Annotated in this window: 21 protein-coding genes; 12 read left to right on the plus strand and 9 right to left on the minus strand. The window is 66.2% G+C overall.

The annotated features are described in order from the left end of the window. Positions 1–12: 12 nt before the first annotated feature. The 4 genes from DZC52_RS04765 to parE form a co-directional block, all read right to left on the minus strand. Positions 13–2,790 carry a M16 family metallopeptidase gene (locus tag DZC52_RS04765; RefSeq protein ID WP_116649982.1) on the minus strand — a complete coding sequence of 926 codons (2,778 nt, stop codon included), beginning with the start codon at positions 2,788–2,790 and terminating at the stop codon, positions 13–15. 111 nt (positions 2,791–2,901) lie between these two features. Next, positions 2,902–3,519 carry a peptide-methionine (S)-S-oxide reductase MsrA gene (gene msrA / locus DZC52_RS04770; RefSeq protein ID WP_245960760.1) on the minus strand — a complete coding sequence of 206 codons (618 nt, stop codon included), beginning with the start codon at positions 3,517–3,519 and terminating at the stop codon, positions 2,902–2,904. Further along, positions 3,516–4,073, minus strand: a complete 558-nt coding sequence (gene msrB, locus DZC52_RS04775) for a peptide-methionine (R)-S-oxide reductase MsrB (RefSeq protein WP_116649984.1) — start codon at positions 4,071–4,073, stop codon at positions 3,516–3,518. The genes msrA and msrB overlap by 4 nt, the downstream gene beginning before the upstream one ends. Before the next feature lie 42 nt (positions 4,074–4,115). Beyond that, a complete protein-coding gene (gene parE, locus DZC52_RS04780; RefSeq protein ID WP_116649985.1) occupies positions 4,116–6,005 on the minus strand; it encodes a DNA topoisomerase IV subunit B in 1,890 nt (629 codons plus the stop codon). Between the two features lie 79 nt (positions 6,006–6,084). On the opposite strand from parE, the gene DZC52_RS04785 reads away from it, so the two are divergent. The 3 genes from DZC52_RS04785 to DZC52_RS04795 all read left to right on the plus strand — a co-directional run bounded on the left by DZC52_RS04785 (position 6,085) and on the right by DZC52_RS04795 (position 9,222). Then, positions 6,085–6,957, plus strand: coding sequence for an Nmad3 family putative nucleotide modification protein (locus DZC52_RS04785; protein WP_116649986.1), 873 nt, complete (start codon positions 6,085–6,087; stop codon positions 6,955–6,957). Positions 6,958–7,108: 151 nt separating this feature from the next. Next, complete coding sequence (locus DZC52_RS04790; RefSeq protein ID WP_116649987.1) at positions 7,109–8,626, plus strand: hypothetical protein; 1,518 nt, start codon at positions 7,109–7,111, stop codon at positions 8,624–8,626. Between the two features lie 104 nt (positions 8,627–8,730). Beyond that, positions 8,731–9,222, plus strand: a complete 492-nt coding sequence (locus tag DZC52_RS04795) for a YciI family protein (protein WP_116649988.1) — start codon at positions 8,731–8,733, stop codon at positions 9,220–9,222. A gap of 26 nt (positions 9,223–9,248) precedes the next feature. Here the strand turns inward: DZC52_RS04795 and DZC52_RS04800 are convergent, their stop codons facing one another. After that, complete coding sequence (locus DZC52_RS04800; protein ID WP_116649989.1) at positions 9,249–9,488, minus strand: DUF7513 family protein; 240 nt, start codon at positions 9,486–9,488, stop codon at positions 9,249–9,251. Then, a complete protein-coding gene (locus tag DZC52_RS04805) occupies positions 9,485–11,014 on the minus strand; it encodes a Na+/H+ antiporter NhaC family protein (RefSeq protein WP_116649990.1) in 1,530 nt (509 codons plus the stop codon). The genes DZC52_RS04800 and DZC52_RS04805 overlap by 4 nt, the downstream gene beginning before the upstream one ends. A gap of 215 nt (positions 11,015–11,229) precedes the next feature. Between DZC52_RS04805 and DZC52_RS04810 the strand changes: the two genes are divergently transcribed. From DZC52_RS04810 to DZC52_RS04825, 4 genes are all read left to right on the plus strand, one after another. Beyond that, positions 11,230–12,192, plus strand: coding sequence for a calcium/sodium antiporter (locus DZC52_RS04810; protein ID WP_116649991.1), 963 nt, complete (start codon positions 11,230–11,232; stop codon positions 12,190–12,192). A 162-nt stretch (positions 12,193–12,354) separates the two neighbouring features. Beyond that, positions 12,355–13,185, plus strand: coding sequence for a DUF5694 domain-containing protein (locus DZC52_RS04815; protein WP_147307608.1), 831 nt, complete (start codon positions 12,355–12,357; stop codon positions 13,183–13,185). Next, a complete protein-coding gene (locus DZC52_RS04820; protein ID WP_116649993.1) occupies positions 13,185–13,535 on the plus strand; it encodes a tRNA-binding protein in 351 nt (116 codons plus the stop codon). The genes DZC52_RS04815 and DZC52_RS04820 overlap by 1 nt, the downstream gene beginning before the upstream one ends. A 53-nt stretch (positions 13,536–13,588) precedes the next feature. Further along, entirely contained in the window at positions 13,589–14,278 is a 690-nt protein-coding gene (locus tag DZC52_RS04825) for an SDR family NAD(P)-dependent oxidoreductase (protein ID WP_116649994.1), read from the plus strand. Positions 14,279–14,340: 62 nt separating this feature from the next. On the opposite strand, the gene DZC52_RS04830 is transcribed toward DZC52_RS04825, so the two are convergent. Continuing rightward, a complete protein-coding gene (locus DZC52_RS04830) occupies positions 14,341–15,414 on the minus strand; it encodes a PA0069 family radical SAM protein (RefSeq protein WP_116650005.1) in 1,074 nt (357 codons plus the stop codon). A 134-nt stretch (positions 15,415–15,548) separates the two neighbouring features. Here DZC52_RS04830 and DZC52_RS04835 point away from each other — a divergent pair, with 134 nt between their 5' ends. Both DZC52_RS04835 and DZC52_RS04840 read left to right on the plus strand, forming a co-directional pair. Beyond that, positions 15,549–17,948 (plus strand): Lon protease family protein, encoded by a 2,400-nt coding sequence (locus tag DZC52_RS04835; RefSeq protein WP_116649995.1) that lies wholly within the window; start codon positions 15,549–15,551, stop codon positions 17,946–17,948. Beyond that, positions 17,932–18,840 (plus strand): universal stress protein, encoded by a 909-nt coding sequence (locus tag DZC52_RS04840; RefSeq protein WP_116649996.1) that lies wholly within the window; start codon positions 17,932–17,934, stop codon positions 18,838–18,840. The genes DZC52_RS04835 and DZC52_RS04840 overlap by 17 nt, the downstream gene beginning before the upstream one ends. On the opposite strand, the gene DZC52_RS04845 is transcribed toward DZC52_RS04840, so the two are convergent. Continuing rightward, positions 18,798–21,392 carry a bifunctional aspartate kinase/diaminopimelate decarboxylase gene (locus DZC52_RS04845; protein WP_116649997.1) on the minus strand — a complete coding sequence of 865 codons (2,595 nt, stop codon included), beginning with the start codon at positions 21,390–21,392 and terminating at the stop codon, positions 18,798–18,800. The two genes, DZC52_RS04840 and DZC52_RS04845, sit on opposite strands and share 43 nt — an antisense overlap. A 125-nt stretch (positions 21,393–21,517) precedes the next feature. On the opposite strand from DZC52_RS04845, the gene DZC52_RS04850 reads away from it, so the two are divergent. Both DZC52_RS04850 and DZC52_RS04855 read left to right on the plus strand, forming a co-directional pair. Continuing rightward, positions 21,518–22,315: a PP2C family protein-serine/threonine phosphatase gene (locus DZC52_RS04850; protein WP_116649998.1), complete on the plus strand. Its 798-nt coding sequence runs from the start codon at positions 21,518–21,520 to the stop codon at positions 22,313–22,315. Positions 22,316–22,342: 27 nt separating this feature from the next. Beyond that, positions 22,343–22,858 (plus strand): FHA domain-containing protein, encoded by a 516-nt coding sequence (locus DZC52_RS04855; RefSeq protein WP_116649999.1) that lies wholly within the window; start codon positions 22,343–22,345, stop codon positions 22,856–22,858. A gap of 50 nt (positions 22,859–22,908) precedes the next feature. Here DZC52_RS04855 and crp read toward each other — a convergent pair whose 3' ends face one another. After that, positions 22,909–23,577, minus strand: coding sequence for a cAMP-activated global transcriptional regulator CRP (gene crp / locus DZC52_RS04860; protein WP_220338272.1), 669 nt, complete (start codon positions 23,575–23,577; stop codon positions 22,909–22,911). Positions 23,578–23,822: 245 nt separating this feature from the next. Here crp and speD point away from each other — a divergent pair, with 245 nt between their 5' ends. Next, positions 23,823–24,614: an adenosylmethionine decarboxylase gene (speD, locus tag DZC52_RS04865; protein WP_116650001.1), complete on the plus strand. Its 792-nt coding sequence runs from the start codon at positions 23,823–23,825 to the stop codon at positions 24,612–24,614. Positions 24,615–24,831: the final 217 nt, after the last annotated feature.

The following is a 24,831-nucleotide window of genomic DNA, read 5'->3' on the forward strand; positions in this document are numbered from 1 at the left end:
CGGAGTGGTTGCTTACTCTTCCGATGCGTCATTCGACGCATCATCGTCCGAGGAGTCCTCGAAGTCGCCGGCAACCGCGTAGCTGAGCTTCTCGGGCGCCAGGTGCTCGCGAACCGCCGCGCTGACTTCCTCGGCGGTGAGTTCGCTGACCTTCTGCTCGAAGTCGGCGCGGTGGTACATGTCGCGACCGAGGTAGAGGTTGTTGGCGAGCATGGAAAGCAGCTGGCTGTCGTTGCTGCGCGCCAGTTCCAGCTGGCGCAGGTAGCCGGTGCGACCTTCAGCGACCTCCTCTTGCCCGAAGCCGTTCTCCACGGCGTCGTCGAGCTCTTCGAACAACACCTCGACCAGGCGCTCCCGGTTCTCCGGTGCGTACATGGCGTAGACGTAGAACGAGCCGCGCTCGTCGATGCTGTTGGCATTGACGCCGCCGCCGACGCCGTAGCTCAGGCCTTCCTCGTCGCGGATCCGGTCGGCCAGGCGCGAGCTCAGGAAACCGCCGCCGAGCAAGTGCCCGGCCAGCGAGAGCGCCGGGTAGTCGGGGTGTTCGTCGCTCATGGCAATGCCGTGCATGCCGATCAGGCCCGCGTTGGCCTTGTCGTCCATCTGCATTTCCAGCGCGGCCGGCTCGGTCTCCCGGTAGGGTCGGTCGTAGCGTTCGAATGCCACCTGCTGTTCCCAGTCGGCGAAGTGCGCCTCGAGCTCCTCGCGCAGCGCATCGGGATCGAAATCGCCCACGAAGGAAATGGTCGTGCCCGGGCCGAAGCCGTAGAAGCGGCTGTGGAATTCGGCGAGCTGGTCACGCTCGACGGCTTCGATGCGCGCTTCGGCTTCCTCCCAGCTGGGCGTGTACTCGGGGTGTTCGGGCGGATAGTGATTGCTGTGCCGACCGATCATGCGCGAGGCCACCGACATGGGATTGTCGCGGGCCTGGTCCAGGCTGGTCAGCTGCTGGCGGCGCATTTCTTCGAGCTCGGAGGCCTCGAAGGTCGGGTTGCGCAGCACCTCGGCCGTCAACGCCAGCACATCGTGCAGGTTGTCCCGGGTACTCTCCATCGCCACACCCACATTGGCGCCGCCGCTGATCGAGAGCGTCGACTGCAGTTCGCTGATGCGGTCGCGAATGGCCTGTCGATCGTACTTCTCGGACCCGCGCATGAGCATGCTGGCGGTAAAGCCCGGTACGTTGTCGAGGCCGGAGAGGGTCTCCAGGGTCCCCATGCGCATCGTGATGCCGCCTTCAACCCGGTCGCCGCGCGTTTCCTTCGGCAGCAGCGCCACCTTCGCGCCGTTGGGCAGCTCGAAGCGCACCAGGCGGTTCTCGATGTTCTCGGCGGTGGGGTCGAAGGCCTCGCCTTCGCTGCGCGCCTCGCCGCCTTCGTAGCCGGCCAGGAGTTGCTCGGGGTCGGGCGCGTCCGGAATCTCGGCGCGCTGCGGATCGTCTTCGGGGATGAACTGGCCGACCGTGCGGTTATCCCGTTTGAGATAGGTGTTGGCCACGCGCACGACGTCGTCGACGGTGACTTCCCCGAGACGGTCGCGGTTGAGGAACATCAGCCGCCAGTCGCCGGTGGCCGCCCATTCGCTGAGTTCGATGCCGACGCGTTCGGAGTCGTTGAGCGTGACCTCGATGTTGCGCTGCAGGGCGTTGACGGCGCGTTCGACTTCTTCGCTCGTCGGCGGGTTGTCCTCGAGTGCGTCGATCGTCTCGATCAGGGCATCGCGGGCGGCCGCCAGGTCGTCGTCCTGGTCGACTTGCGCGTAGGTCATGAGAAGGGAGGGCTCACCCAGGGCCATGGAAAAGGCGCCGGTCCGGCTGGCCAGCTCCTCCTCGACCAGGGCCTGGTGCAAGCGGCCCGAGGGCGCTTCGCCCAGCACATGACTCAACACTTCGATGGCCGGGTAGTCCTCGTGGGCGGCGGCCGGGACGTGCCAGGCGCCCATCGCCATCTGGAACTTTCCGACGCGGCGCACATTGACCGTTCTCTCGCCGTCCTGGACGGGATCGCGGGTGTAGGTCGGCCACAGCTTCATGTCGCCGCTGCGCTCCGGCGCCGGGATGCTGCCGAATTCTTCCGCGATCAGACCCAGGGCCTCTTCGGGCTCGAAGTTGCCCGACAGGATCAGCATGGCGTTGTCGGGCTGGTAGTAGCGGCGGTAGAAGTCCTGCAGGCGCTCGACCGGCACGTTCTCGATGTCGGCGCGCGCTCCGATGGTGGACCGGCCGTAGCCGTGCCACAGGTAGGCGGTGGCCATGACGCGCTGCATGAGCACGCGGAACGGGCTGGTCTCGCCGATCTCGAATTCGTTGCGGACCACGGTCATTTCCGACTCGAGGTCCTCGCCGTCGATCAGCGAATTGACCATCCGGTCGGCTTCCATGCGAATGGCCCACTCGAGATTCTCCTCGCCGGCGGGCAGGGTCTGGAAGTAATTGGTGCGGTCGTACCAGGTCGTGCCGTTGGCCGAGCCGCCGCGTTCGGAGATCTCGGCCTTGATGTCCTGGTGGTCGGGCGTGCCGTAGAACAGCATGTGCTCGAGCAGGTGGGCCATGCCCGTCTCGCCGTAGCTCTCGTGCTTGGAACCGACGAAGTAGGTGACGTTGATGGTCGTGGTCGGTCGGCTGCGGTCGGGCATGAGCAATACCTTCATGCCGTTGTCGAGCCGGTATTCGGTGATGCCTTCGACGCTGGTGACTTGCTCGATGCCGTCCGGCTGGGCGGTTGCGAGAAGCGGCAGGGCCAACAAGAGGGCGACAAGAAGTCGCCTGCAGTGACACGCAAGTTGCTGCATGGAGCTGTCTCCGTCTTTTGGGGAAGATCGATGAACCGACCATGATGCCCGATTCAGGGCCGGCTCACGTGTGAAGAAAGTCACGGTTGGGGCGCCGCCCCGCCCGTGCGATCAACCGCCGGCGCGCTCGCCCCAGACTTCCTCGAGCCGGTCGTCGCGACCGCAGCGCCAACGGTAGTACTTGTAGCGAATCGGGTTCTTGTCGTAGTAGTCCTGGTGGTAGTCCTCGGCCGCGTAGAAGGCTTCGAACGGTTCGATCGTGACTTCGATCGGCTGCCCGAAACGCGCCTGGACGTCGCGCAGGCTCTGGCGGGCCAGGCGCCCCTGCTCCTCACCATTCACGAAGATGGCCGGCCGGTAGCTTTCGCCGCGGTCGCAGAACTGGCCGCCGCCGTCGAAGGGATCGACGTTGCGCCAGTAGATGTCGAGCAGCTTTTCGTAGCCGACCTTTCCGGGATCGTAGACCACCTGAACCACCTCGAGGTGCCCGGTGCCGCCGCGGACGACCTGCTCGTAGGACGGATCGACCACGTGTCCGCCGCTGAAGCCCGAAATGGTCTCGACCACGCCGTCGACCTTGTCGTAGGGCGGTTCCATGCACCAGAAACACCCGCCGGCGAAGGTGGCGCGCTCGAGGCCGTCCTCGGACTGGGCGACCGCGAGACCCGACGCCAGGGTCAGGCCCAGGGCCATCAGAGCGAGCGCGGATCGAAGGCCCGGGCGGCTCACGACGACCTCAGTTCGGGCAGGTCCTCGCCCTCGGGCACGAAGTCCAACGCGGCGCCGTTGTTGCACCAGCGTTTGCCGGTCGGTTGTGGACCGTCGTCGAACACGTGCCCCTGGTGGCCGCCGCAGCGGGCGCAATGGTACTCGGTGCGCGGCCAGATCAGGCGGAAGTCCTTCCTGGTGCCGATGTGGTCGGGATGAATCGGTTGGTAGAAGCTGGGCCAGCCGGTACCGGACTCGAACTTGTGCTCGCTGGAGAACAGCGCCAGGTTGCAGCCGGCGCAGATGTAGGTGCCGGCGCGCTTTTCCTCGTTGAGCGGGCTCGAGCCCGAGCGCTCGGTCGCCTCGCGCCGGAGCACCCGGTATTCGTCCGGCGTGAGGATCTCGCGCCAGCGCGAGTCATCGAGTTCCAGCGGTTCGAACGACATCGGTAGCGAAGACATGGGCTCTCCTGCAAAGCTGCAAGTGGGCAGGCCGCCGAGCCAGAGCAGCGGCAGCGATCCCGCTGCCAGCCCCATCAGGCGCCTGCGAGAGGAATTGCGGATTGACGTCTTCATACCCGGATTGGATCAGATCCGGCGTCAGGAGTTCGTCAAGGCTCAAACCTCGATCTCGGCCAGGTTGCCCTTTTCCTCGAGCCAGGCGCGGCGATCGGCGGCGCGCTTCTTGCCCAGCAGCATGTCCATGATGGCGTCGGTGCCGACGGGATCGTCGACGGTCAGCTGCAGCAGGCGGCGGGTGTCCGGGTCGATCGTGGTTTCCCTCAGCTGTAGCGGGCTCATCTCGCCGAGGCCCTTGAAGCGGGTCTCGGTGACCTTGCCCTTGAGCTTTTCAGCCTCGATGCGCGCCATGATGCCGTGGCGCTCCTCTTGGTCGAGCGCGTAGAAGGTCTGCTTGCCCACGTCGATGCGAAACAGCGGCGGCATGGCGACGAACACGCGGCCGGCGTCGACCAGCGGCCGGAAGTGCTTGAGGAAAAGCGCCGACAGCAGGGTGGCGATGTGCAGGCCGTCGGAGTCGGCGTCGGCCAGGATGATGACCTTGCCGTAGCGCAGCTTCGTCAGGTCGTCGGAGCTGGGATCGACGCCGATGGCGATCGCCAGGTCGTGGACTTCCTGCGACTGCAGCACCTGGGCCGGGTCGGTCTCCCATGTGTTGAGGATCTTGCCCCTCAGCGGCATGATCGCCTGGAACTCGCGGTTTCGGGCCTGCTTGGCGCTGCCGCCGGCCGAGTCGCCCTCGACCAGAAACAGTTCGGTTTCTTCCAGGTCGGTCGAGGCGCAGTCGGCCAGCTTGCCCGGCAGGGCAGGGCCGGCGGTGACCTTGCGCCGGGCGACCTTCTTGCGCGCTTTCTGGCGCTTGAGCGCGTTGTCGATGGCGAGCTTGGCGATCGTCTCACCGTCACTCACGTGCTTGTTCAGCCACAACGCGAAGGCGTCCTTGACCACGCCGGAGACGAAGCTGGCGGCCGAGCGCGAAGACAGCCGTTCCTTGGTCTGGCCCGAGAATTGCGGATCCTCGAGCTTGATCGACAGCAGGAAGCTCAGCCTTTCCCAGACGTCCTCTGGAGCCAGCTTGACGCCGCGGGGCAGCAGGCTGCGAATCTCGCAGAATTCGCGCAGGGCCTCGATCAGGCCGGTGCGCAGGCCGTTGGTGTGCGTGCCGCCGGCCGGTGTGGGGATCAGGTTGACGTAGGATTCCTGGACCAGCTCGCCCTCGGGCACCCAGCTCAGCGCCCATTCGGCCTCCTGGTCGGCGCCGGAAAACTCGCCGGTAAAGGGCTTTTCGGGCACGCGGTCCAGGCCTTCGAGGCTCTCGGTGAGGTAGTCGGTCAATCCGTCCTCGAACTGCCAGGTCTCGCTCTCGTTGTTGGCGCGGTCGTCGAGCTTGACCTCCAGGCCCGGGCAGAGAATGGCCTTGGCCTTGAGCAGGTGCTTGAGTCTCGGCCGCGAGATGTTGGGCGAATCGAAGTATTGCGGGTCGGGCCAGAAATGCACCTTGGTGCCGGTGTTGCGCTTGCCCACCGAGTCGACGACCGTCAGCGGCTGTTCGGTCTCGCCGCCGGCGAAGGCGATCTCGTGCTCTTCCCCGTTGCGCTTGATGCGGCAGACCAGCCGCTTCGACAGGGCATTGACGACCGATACGCCCACCCCGTGCAGGCCGCCGGAGAACTTGTAGTTCTTGCCCGAGAACTTGCCGCCGGCGTGCAGGCGGGTGAGGATCAGTTCCACGCCGGGCAGCTTGTGCTCGGGATGCGGGTCGACCGGCATGCCGCGGCCGTCGTCGGTGACTTCGACCGAGCCGTCCTCGTGGAGGACCACTTCGATATGCTTCGCGTGTCCGGCCAGGGCCTCGTCGACGGCGTTGTCGACCACTTCGGCGACCAGGTGGTTGGGCCGCACGGTGTCGGTATACATCCCGGGCCGGCGACGGACCGGCTCGAGCCCCTGGAGGACCTCGATGTCGGACGCTTGATACTGATTGCTCATATGTGCGAATGCGGTGGACTATGGCGCAAATGTCCAGCAGATTAACCCAGATCACGACCCGGCGGGTCGGGGATGCGTCGTGAGAATCATCCTGAGCCGCAAGGGCTTCGACTCATCGGCCGGCGGCGTGCCCAGCCCGATCCTGCCGGACGGGCGGATGGTGTCGCTGCCGATTCCCGATTCGCGCTCGCCGTTGCGTTATGGCGATATCGGCGGCGAGGGGCGTGACATCGGCGCCCTCGTTTCCAACCTGACGCGGGGGCGCATTCGTCGAAGTTCGCGCGCGCACCTGGATCCCGACCTGGTGGCCGGTGATCTCGAGCGGCCGGCCGGCTGGCGGCCGGTTTTCGGCCAGGAAGGCGCCGCACAGGGTCACCTGCGCAACGAGGGCGTCGGTCCGGGTGACCTGTTCGTCTTCTTCGGGCTGTTTCAGCGCGTCACCAGGACACGCGGACGCTACGTATTCGATGCGCAAGCGCCGCGCATTCACGTGATCTGGGGCTGGCTGCGGGTCGAATCCGTGGTTCCGGTGGCCGATTGCCCCGAGGCGATCCGCCGCTGGGCCGGCCGACATCCGCACTTCCACCACGACCGCGTGCCCGGCAACGTGCTCTACGTCGGGCGCCGCCGGCTGGCTCTGTCGGAAGGCGCGTCGCGCGAGTTGCCGGGCAGCGGCGTGTTTTCCCGCCACTCCCGCTTGCTTCAGCTCAGCGACCCCGCCGCCCGGCGTCCGAGCGACTGGCGCCTGCCGACCTGGATGTATCCGCAAGCGGGACGAAAGGCCCTGTCCTATCACCGTCAGTGGGCGCGCTGGTCGCGCGACGGCGGTGTAACCCGGCTGCGTTCGGCGGCTCGGGGCCAGGAGTTCGTGTTTCCGGCCGGACAGTACCCGCTGTCGGCGGCCTGGATGGAGGCGCTCATCGGACGCCTGGGAAGCGACCGCAACAGTTGAAAGCGGGTCGATGCGCGCGTTTTGCTTTCACGAATGTGATTTTTTCGGCATGATCGGGGGCGAAATTACGTGATGTGTCTGTAAGGGGCCCGGTTTCGAGGCGAGATGTTCGCGAGCCGGGCATCAACGCTCACACGGACGGAGGTCCACCATGAAAAGAGGATTCACTACCCAAGCGGATTCACCGCGCAACCGGGGACTGATCCCGGCCATCGCGCTGGCCGCATGTCTGGCGACCGGCCAGCTGCACGCGGCCATTGCGCTGATCGTGGTGCCTGACGAGGCGTTCGATTCGCCGGGCAACAGTTCGACGTCGGAACCTTTCGGCGCCACCAGCCAGTGCACGGACGGCATGCGCTTCCAGCAGATCATCGACGGCGACACCATCGGCGGCGGCAATATCAGCGGGCTGGGGTTCCGACTGGACGACGGGCAGCCAGCGCTCGGCTCGGTGACCTACGGCGATACCACGATCAAGCTTTCGTCGACCACGCGCAACCCCGGCAATATGAGCAAGACGTTTGCCGACAATATCGGCTCGGATGAAACGCTGGTTTTCCAGGGCGACTTCACGGTGTCGGCAGGGACCGGTTCGCCGACCAATCCGTTCGATTTCCAGCTTCCCATCGACGTGCCTTTCGAGTTCGACGGCTCGTCGCACAACCTGCTCATCGACGTCACGGTCGAGAACTGCCCCGCCGGCGCCGACGGCTACGTCTTCGACGCCGACACGCGCGACGTCAAGAGCGAGTATGCCTTCGACAAGGATGCCGGAACGGCCGCGGGCACGACCAGCGCCGGCGGCCTCGTGACCGAGGTGGTCCTTACCTCACCACCGCCGATCCCGCCGCTGTATTCCTGCCCCTTCAATGGCACGGGCGGTGATTTCCTCGACCGCGGCTTCTATGTCCAGGATTTTCCGGGCGAGCGACTGGATCGCGTCACGCTCCAGTACTATCCGCACGCGGCCGGTCTCTACACGCTCGAGCTCACCGCCCGGGAAGGCGGATACGACGGCCGCCTGATCGGCCGCCGAACCGTCACCTTCGACGCTTCGGGGAGCAGCGACGTCCAGCGTCAGACCTACGATTTCGGCGGCGCGACGGTGACCGAGGGCGCCGTGGTGGCCTTCAGCCACGAGATCATCCGTCGCCCGGGAAGTGCCGGCATCAGCTATGACACGGCCAGCAATTCCGGCGGCTGCCCCGATATCGTCCAGACCCATGGGACCTCGCCGCCGCTTGACAGCGTGCGTCGCGACAGCGTCGGCCTGCAGATCACCCACGTCAGCCGGCCGCGCGGGCTCGGCGGCAACTGGTCGGTCTTCGGCCACAGCGGCGAAGGCTTCATGGTCGACGTCACCGCGAGCAACCAACTCGTCGCGATCTGGTTCACCTACGACGATGCGGGCAACCAGATGTGGCTGACCGGCGTGGCCGAGGACTTCGACGGCAACCAGGCCACCATGAGCGTCAACGAGGTGACCGGACCGGTGTTCGGGCCCGACTTCGATCCCGGTGACGTGGTCATCGACGACTGGGGCACGCTGTCGTTCACCTTCGACAACTGCGAGGAAGGCACGGTCCACTACAACTCGACCACCGGTTTCGGCTCGGGGGTCTACGAGATCGTGAAGGTCTACAACACCGAACAGCAGATGTGTCCGTGACTTGCTGATCCAGGGCGGGCCGCCGACCGGCGGCCCGCTCTCTCCGGGCGCTCCCGGAATTGTGTGGCAAACTGCAGGTCGACCCCGCTTTCCGGATTGCCGCCATGTCCAGAACGATTCCAATCGCGCTCAACGCGCTGATCTTCCTCGTTGTCGTCGCGTTCGCCCCGGATGCGCAGGGCAGAGGCGGTGACGCCACGCAGCCCGAAGCCGCATTCGATGCCCGACTCGCCGAAGAACTGGGGGCCGATGCATACGGCATGCGCCGCTACGTCATGGTGTTGCTCAAATCGGGCGACAACCGGGATCACGCCCCCGAGCGGGTGGCGGAATTGCAGCGCGGACACCTCGACAACATGCAGCGACTGGCCGAGGAGGGCGTCCTGGTGCTGGCCGGTCCCTTTCTGGACGGGGGTGATCGCCGCGGCATCTTCGTGTTCGCGGTGAACACCATCGAAGAGGCGAAGGACTTGACCGCGTCGGATCCGGCCATCCAGGCGGGTCGCCTGGAGGCCGAGTACTGGCCCTGGTACGGCTCGGCGGCGCTGCTGCAACTTGGCGACATCCACGAGCGAATCGCGCGCGAAAATCCCTGATTGGCGGCCGGCCGTCGCCGGGCCGATCAGCCCACCAGGTGGGCGCTGCCGCGGTGCGCCTGCGGATCGAAGGAATCCACCTTGATCGTGACCAGCGCGTCGATTTGATCGGCCCGCGCACCGGAGACTTCGATGATCGAATCGCCGATGCGAGCTTCACCGCGTCCGCTGCTTTCGTCGAAGGCCGTCAGGTAGACGGTCAGTTCCTCGCCCGCTTCGAACGTCGGATGGGCGCTGCGGAAAGTCCAGGTCTTGAACAGGCTCATATCGTGCTCGCTCCCTTGCTGATTCGGTCGGAGGTGTATTCACGGCCGAAGCCGGTAATGGCGGCGAACAGGAAGATGAACACCAGTAGCCAGCCGTGGAATACCCAGGGCCAGGCGGCCACCGGGCTGACGACCATCTCCTGAGTGAACCAGGGATAGATGCCGACCAGTTCGTTCATCTGGGTAAAGGCCACGAGTACGCCGCCGGACCACGGAAAGATATAGCCCAGCGCCGAGGTATTGGCATCCAGGATGTTGGCGCGGCGGTAGCCGTTGATGTTGAATTTCTTGCCGATCTTGGCGATGTAGGGGGCAATCGCGATTTCCGCCGCGGTGTTGATGGTGACCGCCGCGTTGATGCCGGCGGTGACGGTGACCATGGTCACCTCGGCTGAGCGGACGGTCTTGGCCACCGAACGCAGCAGGAAGTCCTGCAGGGCCTGGAAGCCGCCGCCGCGGATCATGATCTGCGCGCCGGCGATGACCAGCAGGATCAGAACGCTGAGTGTCACGAAGCCGAAGGCGCCGTCGTAGATGCTGCCGCCGACGCTGGCCGACTCGGCCGTGGCGATCAGCGGCCATCCGGCGAACGTTTCGGCCGCCCAGCTGCCTTCCGGTACGTTGAACACCAGCATGTCGCTGCCGGGCGCCAGTCCGAAGACCACGTTGATCACGATGGCCACGATCAGGCCCCAGGAAATGGCCTCGATGATGTGCCGCCCCGCGATGGCCGTGAAGATCACCGTGCCCATCGACAGCAGGTGCAGCAGCCCCGCCGGGTTGCTGGTTTCTTCGAACAGTTCGCGAGCGCTGGCCGAGACGTTGCTCTCGGGCGCCATGCTGGCGGCGATCACATAGGCGATCAGCGACAGGATGGCGGCCGTGATCGCGTACTTGAAGCGGCTTGCGACGACACCGCCCACGTCCGAGTCCTGGGTGACGGCGCTGACGATCGTGGTGTCGGAAACCGGCGCGAGATTGTCGCCGAAGACAGCGCCCGAAAGGATCGCGCCGAGCATCAGGACGGGATCGGCGCCCAGGGCGACGCCGGCCGGGAAGAACAGCGCCACGAAGGCGATGGTGGTCCCGTAGCCGGTGCCGATGCCGGTGGCCAGCAGCCCGGCCAGGATGAACGTGATGGCCGGGAACAGGGTCGGCCCCACTCCGGTGACCTGCGCCAGCCAGCCCAACCCGTCGACGAAGCCGCCGACCTGCAGGGTGGCCGAAAACATGCCGGCCCACAGCCAGGCCACGATGGCCGTGACCGCCACCGGCTGCGACATCCCCTCGAAGATGGCGTCGGCGTAGCTCTTCCAGGGACCCTTGACGAAAAGCATCCCGATGACCAGGCCGATGAGCATGCCGGCGATCAGCCCGGCGGTGTCGCCGATGGCCAGGATGCCCGATTGGAAGATGGCCCAGGCGATGAAGAAGACGATCGGCAGGGCACTCAGCGCCTTGCCGCCGCGAAACTCGATAGTGGTCTGAGACGCCGGGTCGGGCCCGGTCGTTGCTGGCTGGTTCATGGAAGCGCTCCCTCCTGGCTGCTTCTTCGTGGCAGTTTTGCGAAACTGGATCAACCTGCGGAGAATAGCCTTGATCTGCAGCGGGGTTCAAGGCGAAGCATCCGGCGGGCGGCAGGCAAGAGGATCGCATTCGTTCTTGCACCGAGCCGCTGCGCCGCACTGCCGCAGCCGTTCGGGGGCGTTGACCCCGTCGCAACGACATCGGAGGACGAAGCATGTGGATCGATCTGCTCCTGGTCATCGTCGGCATCGGCCTGCTGACCCTCGGCGGCGAGGTGCTGATCAGCGGCGCGCTGGGGCTGGCGCGTCGCATGCAGATCAGTTCGCTGCTGACCGGGCTCGTGGTCGTCGGCTTCGGGACGTCCATGCCCGAACTCGTGGTGAGCGTTGATGCCGCCCTCATCGATCAGCCGGGTATCGCGCTCGGCAACGTGGTCGGCAGCAATATCGGCAACGTGCTGCTCATTCTGGGGCTGTGCGCCGTCGTACGCCCGCTGCCGGTCACGCCGCTGGGACTTTCGCGCGATGCGGTTTCCGGTGTGGCGGCCAGCGGCCTGTTCATCGTCCTGGCCGCCGGGGGCGCGCTCGGAAGGATCGACGGCCTCATTCTTCTGGCCGGCCTGGCTGCATACCTGGCCTGGGCCTACCGCAGCGAGAAGCGTCTGGAAGCGGCGGGTGCCCGGGAGGTCGATCCCGATGCCGTTCCGGGCAGCGCCGATCATTCGGCGCTCTACATCGCATTGACGATCGCCGGCGGCCTGCTCCTGCTCATCGCCGGCTCACGTGTTCTGCTGATCGGCGCGGTGGCCCTGGCCCGCGATCTGGGCGTCTCGGAAGCCGTGATCGGTCTCACCCTGGTGGCGGTGGGAACTTCCCTGCCCGAGTTGACGGTATCCTTGCTCGCCGTCTTGCGTCGCCACGTGGACGTGGCTGTCGGCAACATCCTGGGCAGCAACCTGTTCAACCTGCTCGGGATTCTCGGTGTCTCTTCGCTACTCCAGACCCTGCCCCTGCCGCGCCGGATGGCCGTTTTCGACCAGTGGATGCTGCTGGCGGCCAGCCTGGCCGCATTGATCCTGCTGTGGAGCGGGCGGCGCCTGAGCCGGGCCGAGGGTGTCTTGTTCCTGCTGGCCTACGCCGTCTACCTGATCCTGGGCTTCCGGGTCTTTCCCTCCTGAGGCATCGCTATCGGCACCTGGATGTCCGTCTCGAAGACGACTGGGTCCAGCGACTCAGCACCCGATCGACAGGGATCGGGACCCATGGCACATGTGCCCGCCCCGAAGTGGTCGGGACAATGAAGTGAAGAACGACGAGGCTTGATTTTCCAGGAGGCCGACATGCAACGAACCATCACCCTTCTTCTGATTCTATTGATCACCATGATGGCCGCCGGCACGGCGCAAGCACGCGACGTCCAGGTCATGATCCTGGGCACGTATCACTTGGCGAACCCGGGGCAGGACCTGCACAACGTCGAGGTCGACGATGTCACCTCCGAAGCCAGGCAGCGCCAGCTCGAGAACATCGCCGACGTTCTGGCGGCCTTTGCGCCGGATCGCATAGCCGTCGAGACCGTCTCCTCGCGTGACGATCTTTCCCTGCGGTCGTACGAGGATTTCGAGCCCGCCGATCTGGTGGAAGTGCGCAACGAGCGCGAGCAGATCGGCTATCGGCTTGCGCATCGACTGGGCCACGAGCGAGTCTTCGGCATCGACGAGCATGACGAAGGCGTCGACTATTTTCCCTTCGGCGCAGTCAGCGAATTCGCAGAGAAGAAACAGATGACCGAGAGGCTCGAGGCCTTTCATCGGCAGGCGTCGGGTCTTGTCTCGACGATGGGGCGCTTGCACGCCGAGTACAGCATCGGCCATGTTCTGCACTGGACCAATCAACCAGCATTCATCGACCGCGCCCACAGGCAGCTCTACTACGGACTGTTGGGCTATGCCGACGCGAGCGATCAACCCGGAGCCCTGCTCAACGCGCGCTACTATGAGCGCAATGCGCGCATTTTCGCCAAGCTGACGCAAATCGCCGCACCGGGCGATCGCGTGCTCGTCGTCTTCGGTGGCGGGCACAGCTACTGGCTGCGCCACTTCGTGTCCGAAACGCCCGGCTTCGAGCTTGTCGAAGCCAATGACTTTCTGTCCGCGCTGGCGGGGCAATGATGGATGCGAAGAACCAGACGATCGACTGGGGACAGTTCGAGGCCGTCGAGCTACGGGTGGGCCGGATCGTCGATGTGCAGGACTTCCCTGAGGCCCGCCAGCCGGCGTGGATCCTGCGCGTGGATTTCGGCGAGGCGCTCGGCGTGAAGAAATCCAGCGCCCGGATCACCGATCACTACGATCGCGACGATCTGATCGGTCGCCTGGTCGTGGCGGTGGTCAACTTTCCACCCAAGCAGATCGGTCCCGTACGGTCGGAGTGCCTGGTCACCGGATTCCACGATGAAGCGGGGCGGGTGGTATTGTGCGTACCGGACGGCGAGGTGCCGCCAGGCGCACGTCTCTGCTGAAGGCCCGGCAGGCAGCTCGCCATCCAGAACCCGACCAACCGTTCGGAGCATGCATGGCACGACAGAGACGAACCGCACTGGTGACCGGGGCCAACCGAGGCATCGGGCTGGCCATTGCGCGCGGTCTGGCCCAGCGCGATATCCATGTCCTGGCCGCCGCGCGTAGCGTCGACAAGGCGCAGGCGGCGGTCGGCGAAATTGGCGGTGCCGTGACCGGCGTGGCGCTGGACCTCAGCGAGCCCGGCATCGCCGGCGAGGCGGCCACACAACTGGCCGATGCCTACGGGCCGATCGACATCCTGGTCAACAATGCCGGGGTCCTGGTTACCGACGATCTCGACGATCTCCAGCTGGCCGACTTCGTCCACGCGCTGCAGGTTCACGTGATCGCCGCTTTCGAGCTCATTCAGTCCCTCGGTGTCCCGATGCGCGAGCGCGGCTGGGGCCGGATCGTCAACATGACCTCCGGCTGGGGCGCTTTCGCGGAAAACCTCGAGGGACCTTTTGCCTACGCGGTGAGCAAGGCCGGACTCAACGCCCTGACCGTCAAGGCCGCCCAGGCGCTGGGCGATGCCGTCAAGGTCAACTCGGCCTGTCCGGGCTGGGTGCGAACCGACATGGGCGGCGATTCGGCGCCGCGATCGGTCGAGGAGGGCGCCGATACGCCGATCTGGCTGGCGACGCTGCCCGATGACGGCCCGACCGGCGGTTTCTTCCGTAGTCGCAGGCCGATCGATTGGTAAGTCCAATCGGGCCGACCGCGGAATGCCCTTGAGTCGTTGGGGTCTCCGTATGGTGCCTGGGTTCAGAACAGGCTTCCCTGGTCCCCCGTGCGCGCCGGGCGCGTGAATTTGCCGGTATCGAGCGGCGGTGTGTCGTCGCGATCGAGCCCATGGCGTTTGCGCGCCACCCGGAAGCGGCCGGCGATCAATTGCGCCAGGTGGCCGGAACCGGTCTGCCGGCGGCCCCAGCTGGGGTCGTAGTCCCGTCCACCGTAGAGTTGCCGCACCAGGCTCATGACATGCTCGGCGCGGTCGGGGTAGTGGGTGGCCAGCCAGTCGCGGAAGAGGTCCTTGAGTTCGTGGGGCAGGCGCAGCACGACATAGCCTGCCCGTGTCGCGCCGGCCTCGGCCGATGCGCGCAGGATGGCCTCGATTTCGTGATCGTTGATGGCGGGAATCACCGGCGCGACCATCACGCCCGGCCGGATGCCGATACCCCGCAATTCCGAGAGGATGCGCAGCCGCGCGGCCGGCGAGGCTGTGCGCGGTTCCAGCGTGCGCTTGAGGTCGTTGTCCAGCGTGGTGATGCTCACCGACACCGATACCAGGTTGTCGCGGGCCAGATCGGCCAGGATGTCGAGGTCCCGCAGGATCGTTACGCCCTTGGTCAGCAGACTGACGGGGTGGCGGTACTCGGCGAGCAGCTCGAGCAGTCGCCGCGTCAGGCGGAACTCGCGTTCGACAGGCTGGTAGGCGTCGGTGTTGATGCCCAGCACGATCGGGCGGCAGCGGTAGCCGGGCTGGCGCAGCTCCTCCTCGAGCAGTTCCACGGCGTTCTCCTTCTGGAACAGCCGGGTCTCGAAGTCCAGGCCGGGCGAGAGGTCCAGGTAGCTGTGGGAAGGCCGCGCGAAGCAGTAGACGCAGCCGTGCTCGCAACCCCGGTATGGATTGATCGACTGCTCGAACGGGATGTCCGGAGAGCGGTTGCGCGAGATGATCGAGCGGCCGCGCTCGGCTTCGACGGTGGTTCGCAGGGCCGGCAATTCCTCGAGCTCACTGGCCCAGCCGTCGTCGAAGGTTGCGGTTTGCAGGGCGCTGAACCGGGATTCAGGATTCTTCGTGGCGCCGCGGCCCTTCTGTCTTGAGGCGACTTGCATGGCCATACTGTAAATCAATACAGTTATTCTTGCACGACATTGCCCTGGCCCAACCCTGGTCGCGGCAGTGGGTTGTCCGCGGGCGCCCCGGCGGCGTTAAAGTACTCCCGAGTAATCAGACACGGGGAGAGAGCATGGTTGGCATCAAGCCGCTCGGCGTGGACCAGGTCTACCGGCGCTGCCCGGAAGAGAGCCTGGATTTCGAGACCACGGACAGCCTGGAGCCGCTCGGCGATCCCGTCGGGCAGGAGCGCGTGCTGCAGGCAATGCGCTTCGGCACCGGTATCCGAAATCACGGCTTCAACCTGTTCGTGCTGGGGCCCCGGGGCGTCGACCGGCATGCCCTGGTGCGGCGCTTCCTGGAGAAGCGGGCCGCCGACGAGCACACGCCGCCGGATCTCTGTTACGTCTACAACTTCTCCGAACCCGATTCGCCTCGCGCCATCAGCCTCAGCGCCGGCGACGGACGGCGCCTGCGCCGCGACATGGACGGTTTCGTCGAAGAGCTGCGCACCGGCGTCGCCGCGGTATTCGAAAGCGAGGAATACCAGAGTCGGATGCAGGACATCCAGGACGAATTCGAGCAGCGGCAGCAGAAGGGGCTGAGCGAGATCGGTGAAGAAGCCAGCGAATCCGATATCGCCCTGATCTCGACGCCCGGGGGGTTCACCCTGGCGCCGATGCGCGACGGCGAGGTGCTCGAGCCCGACGAATACGAGAAGCTGCCCGACGACGAGCGCAAGAAGATCGAGGACAAGGTGGCCGAGCTGCAGAAGAAGCTGCAGCAGGAAATCCAGCGCATTCCGGCGCTTCGCAAGGAGCTCCGCAACCGCGTTCGCGAGCTCAACGAAGAGATGATCCTTTTTGCGCTCGGCGGACCCATCCGGGAGCTCAAGGACCACTGGTCGCACGAGCCCGATGTCACCAGCTATCTCGATGCCGCGCGCGAGCACGTGGTCGAGAATGCCGAGGCGCTGCGCGGCCGGCGCGGCAGCGGGCCGCCCGAGGAGTTGCTAGAGCGTTTCAGGGTCAACCTGCTCGTCGACAACGCCGAGGCCGAAGGCGCCCCGGTCATATACGAGGATCTCCCGACCCACCATCACCTGGTCGGCTGGATCGAACACCAGATCCGCAACGGGGCGCTGTACACGGACGTCTCGATGATCCGGCCCGGTGCGCTGCACCGCGCCAACGGCGGCTACCTGATCCTCGATGCCCGCCGCGTCCTGTCGCATCCCATGGCCTGGGAAAGCCTCAAGCGCGTGCTTTTCTCCGGCGATGTCCGCATCGAGTCGCTCGAACGTCTCTACGGCCTGGTCAGTACCACCAGCCTGCAGCCCGGCAACATACCCGTCTCCGTCAAGGTCGTGCTGGTCGGCGAGCGGCTGCTCTACTACTTGCTGGCGCACTACGATCCGGACTTCCTGGAGCTGTTCAAGGTCGAGGCCGACTTCGAGGACGACATCGACCGCAACGAAGAGAACCACACGCTGTATGCGCGCATGCTCGCTTCCCTTGCCAAGCGGACGGAAACGCCGCCGCTGGATCGATCCGGGGTCGCACGGATGATCGAGCACGCCAGTCGGCTGGCCGACGACCAGCGCAAGCTCACCGCCGACGACCGCGTTCTGCGCGACGTGCTTACCGAGGCCGGGTACTGGGCCGGTGAAGCGAATTCGGGCGTGGTCACGGAAGAGCACGTTCAGCGGGCCATCGACGAGCGCAGCGAGCGCGCCGGACGCTTGCGCAAGGCCAGCCTCGAACAGATCGACCGCGGCACGGTCATGGTCTCGACCAGCGGCGAGGCGGTGGCGCAGATCAACGGCCTGTCGGTGATCCAGCTCGGGGATTTTCGCTTTGGCCGCCCGTCGCGAATCACCGCGACCGCCCGCCCGGGAAACGGGCGAGTCGTGGATATCGAGCGCGAGGTCGAGCTGGGTGGGCCGATCCACAGCAAGGGGGTGCTCATCCTGTCGCGTTTCATCGCCAGCCGCTATGCGCCCGAAAGCGAGTTGTCCCTTTCAGGCAGCGTGGTCTTCGAGCAGTCCTACGGCGGTGTCGACGGCGATTCGGCATCCCTGGCCGAGACCTGCGTACTGCTGTCGGCCATCGCCGGGCTGCCCCTGAAGCAGTCGCTGGCCGTGACCGGCTCGGTCAACCAGCACGGCAGGGTGCAGGCCGTCGGTGGCATCAGCGAAAAGGTGGAGGGCTTTTTCGACGTGTGCCGACAGGCCGGTGAACTCGACGGTCACGGCGTGATCCTGCCGGCAGCCAACGTCGAGCACCTGATGGTCAAGCCGGCGGTACGCGATGCCGTGGCCGATGGCAGTTTCCGGATCTACCCGGTCGAGTCGGTCGATGACGCCATCGAGTTGCTGACCGGCACGATCGCCGGCGAGCTCGACGCGGCAGGGGACTATCCCGAAGGCAGTTTCAATCGCAGCGTCGCCGAGCGTCTGCAGTACTTCGCCCGGATCGCTCGCCGCTCGCGAGACAAGGGCGCCAGTCGGGAAAGCGATGAGGAAGACGCCTGACAACGGCCAGTTCGGTGGCATGACGCCGACGCGCGTCGTCGTACTGCTCGACGCGTCCCCGGACGCGCTGCGCGCGCTCGAGGCGGCGGCCGAGCTGGCCCGGCGCCACGACGTGCCCCTGCTCGCCGTGACCGTGGAGGAAACCGATCGCCTCAGAAGCGCGGCCTTTTCCTTCGCCAGCGAGGTCGGCGCCGCCTCCGGGGCGATCCGGCCGGTCGATGAAGCATTGTTGAGTCGACGGCGCGAGCGCCTGCCGGTCGGCATCCGGCGTGTCGTCGAGCGCGTCGCCGGCAGCGACGGGATCAGCTGGCGCCTGGTGGTCGCGCGCGGTCGCCTGGTCGAGGAGGTGCTGGCCCTGTCCGAGCCGGGTGATGTGCTGATGCTCGGTCGGGTGGGCTGGTCGTCGCGGCTGGGACGCCGGCTCGGCACCGCGCCACTGGTGCTGGCGCGTCGGGCCATGGGCAGTGTGCAAATCTGTTCGGCGCGGCCGGTTCGGGAGCGCGGCCGGATTGCGGTCCTCGTCGAGGACCCCGCCGCCGCGCAGCCATTGCTTGGTCTGGCGGCCGAGCGGGCGCGCAGGGCTGGGCGGGAGCTGACCTTGCTGCTGCCCGCTTCCGCCGATGTCGACCCCGAGCGCCTGGCCGCCGCGATGGGGCGCCGCCCACCCGCCTGGCGCTCGCGCGTGCTGCGGTCGCTGGCAACCGGCGAGATGCTGCGGGTGCTGGCCGAGGAAAGGGCGGTGGAGCTGCTGGTCGGTCGCGGGGGCGCCTGGCTCGACTCCCCCATCGCCGCGCGCCTGCTTTCCCACTGGCAGATGCCCCTGCTGGTGGTCGGTGAGCCGGCGCCCGATCAGTTGAGCACGAGTTCCCCGGCCGGCTCGCGCAGGTTGTAGCGCGAAGCCATCGCCGCGCCGTAGGCGCCGGTGTTGGCGATGAGCAGGATGTCGCCCTCGCTCGATTGCGGCAGCAGCCGGTCGAGGCCCAGGATATCGCCGGTCTCGCAGATCGGGCCCACGACGTTGTAGACGTGATCGCCGGGTTCGTCGATCCTGCTCAGGTTCACGATCTCGTGCCAGGCGCCGTAGAGGGCCGGCCGGATCAGGGAGTTCATGCCGGTGGCCACGCCCACGTAGCGGACGTCGCCCTTGCCCTTGGTCTGTGTCACGCGCGCCAGGAGGGCGCCGGCCGGCGAGACGACGTAGCGCCCCGGCTCGATCCAGACCTGCACGGAGCGCGGCAGCTGTCGCTTCAACTCGGCCAGGCCGCCGTCCATTGCCGTCATGTCGAGCGGCAGCTCGTCGGCCCGGTCGGGCACGCCCAGGCCGCCGCCGAGATTGATGATCTCGACGGTGTCGATCCGGCGTGCCGCCTCGCCGAGGGTCTCGAGGCTGCGGTGCCAGTTGTCGGGGTGCATGATGCCCGAGCCGGTGTGGGCGTGCAGGCCGCGAATGCGAATGTCGTGTGCGCGGCACAGGGTCAGCGCCCGGTCCAGTTCGGCCAGGGGAATACCGAACTTCGAGTGGCTGCCGGCGGTTCGAACGAGCTTGTGGTGGCCCAGGCCCGAGCCGGGGTCGAGGCGGAGAAAGACCGCCTGGCCGGCGAGCTCACGGCCCCACTTCTCGAGGACGTGCAGGTTGTCGACCGTCAGCGGCAGGCCCATTTCCACGGCCCGCCGGTATTCCTCGCGCGGCGCGAAGTTGGGCGTGAACAGCATGTCGGAGGGCTTCAGCCCGGGAACCTGCTCGAGGGCGTGCTCGGCCTCGGCCAGCGACACGCACTCGATGCCGAGCCCGCCGGCCACGGCCGTTCGCAGTATTTCCGGGTGCGAGTTCGCCTTCATGGAATAGAGCACCCGGTCGACCGAGCTGAGACCGCAAAGCTTGCGGCAGGCCTCGCGCACCGTCGGCAGGTCGTAGACGTAGGCGCTGTCGCGTCCTTTCATGCGATCGAGCAGTTCGGCACGGCGCTCGCGCCACCACGGCGTGACGTGCACGGGGGCGGCTTCGTCCCGGAACAATTGCTCGAAGGTGGGACCGAACACCGAGTCGCCGCCGACGCCGCCCGGTATGACCTGCTGGTGAAGCTGCTGCACCAGGCGGTCGGCGTGCCGCGACTCGACCACGAAGGTCAGGTTGAGATCGTTGGCCGCCTGGCTGACCTGGAAGATGCGGCGCTGCTCGAAGACTTCCAGCGCCGGCCCGAGGCGGTGGAGGATCGTCCGGATGCCCAGTCCCACCAGGCTGACGGTGGCGCAGTCGGTCAGGATTTCGACTCGGCACAGGCGGCCGAGCGCCCGCGCCAGCTCGTCGAGGACGGCCTGGTCGGCCACGTTGGCCCCGGGATCCAGGGTCAGCGTGACGTTGGACTCGGAGGTCGAAACCTGGTCGACCGACAGGCCGAGCTCCCGGAAGACGTCGAACACGGCGGCGAGGAAGCCGACCTGCTGCCACATACCGATGTCCTCGAGCGAGACCAGCGTGATCGGCTTGCGCTGGACGATGGCCTTGACCTGGGCGCCGTGTTCCTGCGCCGCCGGCGTGATGCGCGTGCCCTCGATATCCGGCCGGTCGGTCTGGCGCATCCGGATCTCGATGTGTTGCTCGTGGGCCGGGATCAGGGCGGCCGGATGCAGGGCCTTGGCGCCCATCGCGGCCAGTTCCTGGGCTTCGCGGAAGCCGACCTGCCTGAGCAGGCGTGCACCGGGCACGCGCCTCGGATCGGCCGAAAACAGGCCGGGGACGTCGGAGAAGATGTCCACGCGCCTGGCGCCGAGCACGGCGGCGAGCGCGGTGGCCGATGTATCCGAACCGCCGCGTCCCAGCAGGACCGTCTCGCCGGCCGGGCTGGCCGCCACGAAACCGGGCATCACCCATACGCCGGATTCCCGCGCCAGTCCGGCGGCGAGTTCCGGGTCGGGGTGGGGCAGGCAGCGCGCCGAAAGGTAGCGCGCCCGCCGGCTGCGGGCTTCGCGCTCGTCGCTGACCAGCACCCGGCGGCTGTCCAGCCAGGCGGCGGTCACGCCGTCTTGCGCGAGACGGGCCACGGCCAGCCGGCTCGACAGCATCTCGCCGGCGGCGAGCAGGCGCGCCTGGTGGGCCGGCGACCCGACGTCGAATTCGTCCTCGAGGAATTGACGCAGCGCCGCCAGCGGCTCGTCCAGCGCCTGGCCGGGCAGGTCGCAGGCGGACAGCATCGCCTGGTGGCGTTGCTGCACCTCCTTGAAGAGTGAGTCGGCATCGGCATCCGCCCCGGAATCGATGTGCGCCTGCAGGAGATCGGTGATGCCGCGCAGGGCCGAGACCACGACCGCCACCCTGAATCCTTCCGAACGAGCCTGCTCGACCTGCTCGGCGATTCGCGGCCAGTTATCGGCTTGCGCCACGGAACTGCCGCCGAACTTGAGTACGCGCCATTGCGCATCTTGGACGCTCGAGACCTGATTCATTACGATGTGCCGATGAGGGTGGATTCGCTGTACCGAATAAAATCGGCTATTCTGGCCGAAAACACGGTTGGGGCCGGCCCGCAGGCGGGACGGAAACCACCGCGATTCTACGCGATAGAGCGAACATGAATAGCGTCACGCAAGGGTCGGGGAACAGGCGTTCGGCATCGGTCAGCGATGTTGGTCGCGTCCGGAGGGAAAACCAGGACGCGGTGCTGGCCGACGACGAACTGGGCCTGTGGCTCGTGGCCGACGGAATGGGAGGACACGCAGGGGGAGCGCGCGCAAGCGCGATCGCCCGCGACACCGTGCGCGAGCGAGCCGGCCGGGGCGAGAGCCTCGCCGAGGCCGTGATGGCCGCTCACCACGCCATCCGGGCCGAGCAGCGCGAGCGTCCCGAATACAACGACATGGGCACGACCATCGTTGCGCTTGCCGAACGCGATGATCGCTACGAGGTCTGCTGGGTCGGCGACAGCCGGGCCTATCGTTTCTGCCCCGAAAACAAGCGCCTCGAGTTGCTGACCCGGGATCACAACGTTGCCGGCGTGCTCGTGGCGTCCGGGGCGCTGACCCCGGACGAAGCCACTCGCCATCCGCAGCGCCACGTCTTGACCGATTGTCTTGGGCTGGCGGGCGATGAAGCACCGCGTATCGACCAGGTCGAGAATGAATGGCGGCCCGGCGACATGATTCTGCTGTGCTCCGACGGGCTTTCGGGCGAACTCGGGGACGTCGAGATCGAGCGCATCCTGCGCTCGGCCGAGGCATTCGATGCACAGGGCCTGGTCGACACGCTCCTGCAAGGGGCGTTGGCGTCCGGGGCTCACGACAACGTCTCGGCCGTGGTAGTGGCGGCGCCTGAATCGGCGGCGCCGCAGCGTTCACGCTGGAAGTGGCCCTTCGGGCGCCGCTCCGGCTAGAATGAGAACAAATCGGAGGGATCAAAGATGAGCAGCGAAAGCGGTCGTTCGGGTCGCAAGGACCATGGCCCACAGGGCACGCAGGTATTCAGCCGTGACGAAGTCAGCCAGCTCATCGAAGAGGCCGCCGGGGAACCGACTTCGGCCTCGCGCGCCGAGCTCACCGGGTTGAGTGGCGGTGTGAGCGGGCAGTCGTTCGCGCTGAGCGCAACCCGGCTGATCGTCGGGCGCGGCGACAGTTGCGACCTGCGCCTGGAGGATTCGAGTGTTTCGTCCGAGCATGCCCGGCTGGTGCGCGATTCCGCGGGCTGGCGGGTGGTCAATCTCCTGTCGACCAACGGCACCTTCGTCAATGATCGCAAGGTGTCGAGCTCGGCGCTCGCCAACGGCGACCGCATCCGTTTCGGACGGGTGGAGTTTCGCTTCTATGATCCCGACCAGGGGCAATCCGAGTCGGGAAGCTCCTCGAGTTGGCTGCCGTGGGCGGCCGTGGCCGCCGTGGCCGCTGCCGTGATCGCCGCGGTGGTTTGGTTCGTCCAGTAGCCGCGGGTTCCGTCAACCGAGCGAAACCCGCCGCACCGATTCAAAGCCGATCAGCCCGGGGCGCCCTTGTAGGTGCCCAGGACGACCACCGTCTTGCCCGAGGCACGGATCATCCCTTCTTCCTCGAGGTTCTTCATCACGCGTCCGGCCATCTCGCGAGAGCAGCCGACGATGCGGCTCAGTTCCTGACGAGTGATCTTGATCTGGGTGCCCTCCGGATGTGAGATCGCGTCCGGCTCGCTGCACAGGTCGATCAGGGTCTTGGCGATCCGGCCCTGCGTGTCGAGGAAGGCCAGGTGGAAGACCTTGCGTCGGGTGTAGAGCAGGCGCTGGGCCAGCTTGGAACCGATGGCGGTCAGGATGTCGATGGCGTGCTCGCGCAACTCGTTGTCGAGCGCCTGGCGCAGCCTGTCGTAAGACACCTCGGCCACTTCGCACTTGCTGCGCGTTCGCACCAGCGATTCCCGATGAGAGGGCTTCATGAACAGGCCCATTTCACCGATGAAGTCACCGGGGTTGAGGTAGCTGAGGATGAGCTCACGTCCGTCGTCGCCTTCGGTGGAAACCGAAACCGAGCCTTCGATGATGTAGAGCAGGCTGTCGCCGGAATCGCCCGGGCGCATGATGGTCGTCTTGGCCGGATAGTGCTGGCGCTGACAAATCGCCAGGAAGCGGTCCATCGCCTCCCGGTCAATTGGATAGAACTGGAAATCTCTCATCGCGTCTTCTAGTAGTAGTGTTGTATGGATGCCTTCCCTTTCCAGCGTTCACGCTCGGGAATCGAACTGCCTGTGGACCCCCGTATGTGGCGCTTCGTCACCAATTCTGCCCCCTGTCCGTGACGTGCGTCAAACGCGTGACCGCGCCGTGAACGGAAGTGTAACGGATTTCGGGGTGGAAACGAGCCCGGCGAATCGTCGATAATTGCCCCCTTTTACCGGCGCTCGGCACGGGATTTCACGCAATGGTTTCACGTCGCATCAAGCTTCACGGCTTCAATAACCTGACCAAGGCGCTCAGCTTCAACATCTACGATCTGTGCTTCGCCACATCCGCGGATCAGCGCAAGGACTACATCGCCTACATCGACGAGGCCTACAACGCCGAGCGGCTGACGCAGATCCTGACCGACGTCTCGCACATCATCGGCGCCAACATCCTCAATATCGCTCGACAGGATTACGAGCCGCAGGGGGCGAGCGTGACCATGCTGATCGCCGAGGAGCCGGTCGAGAACGCCGGGGACGCGGCATCGGCGGCGCCCGGTCCGCTGCCGGAGTCGGTGGTCGGCCATCTCGACAAGAGTCACATCACGGTCCACACCTACCCGGAAAGCCACCCCCACGACGGCATCTGCACCTTCCGCGCCGACATCGATGTGGCGACCTGCGGCGTCATCTCGCCGCTGAAGGCGCTCAACTACCTGATTCACAGCTTCGAATCCGACATCGTCACCGTCGATTACCGGGTCCGCGGCTTCACCCGCGACGTGCGCGGCCGCAAGCACTTCATCGACCACAAGATCACCTCCATCCAGGATTACTTCAGCCGCGACACGAAGAAGGCCTACGAGATGATCGACGTCAACGTCTACCAGGAAAACCTCTTCCACACCAAGATGCGATTGAAGGACTTCGACCTGGACAACTACCTGTTCGGCATCAACGCCGACGACCTCGAAAAGCGCGAGCGAAACCGCATCGAAAAGCGCCTGCGCAAGGAGATGCAGGAGTTGTTCTACGGGAGGAATTTGTAGCGAGGGCGCGTTCGTTCGCTCCTTCGTTCATTCGTTCTTTCGTTCCGGCACGTTGGGCATTGGGGGCTTGGGTGAGGTCGGCGATACCGGTCGATTTGGGGTCTCGACACTTCGCGGGCGCTAGTTGGGGTGGTGGCACCTGCCGCTATGGTGGCCTCGACAAGTCAAAGGCGTTCCGGCCGGCCTGCTTCGCAGGCTCTTGCGCCGGGTAACTTTT

It is taken from the genome of Wenzhouxiangella sediminis, from assembly GCF_003410055.1.
Classification (GTDB): domain Bacteria; phylum Pseudomonadota; class Gammaproteobacteria; order Xanthomonadales; family Wenzhouxiangellaceae; genus Wenzhouxiangella; species Wenzhouxiangella sediminis.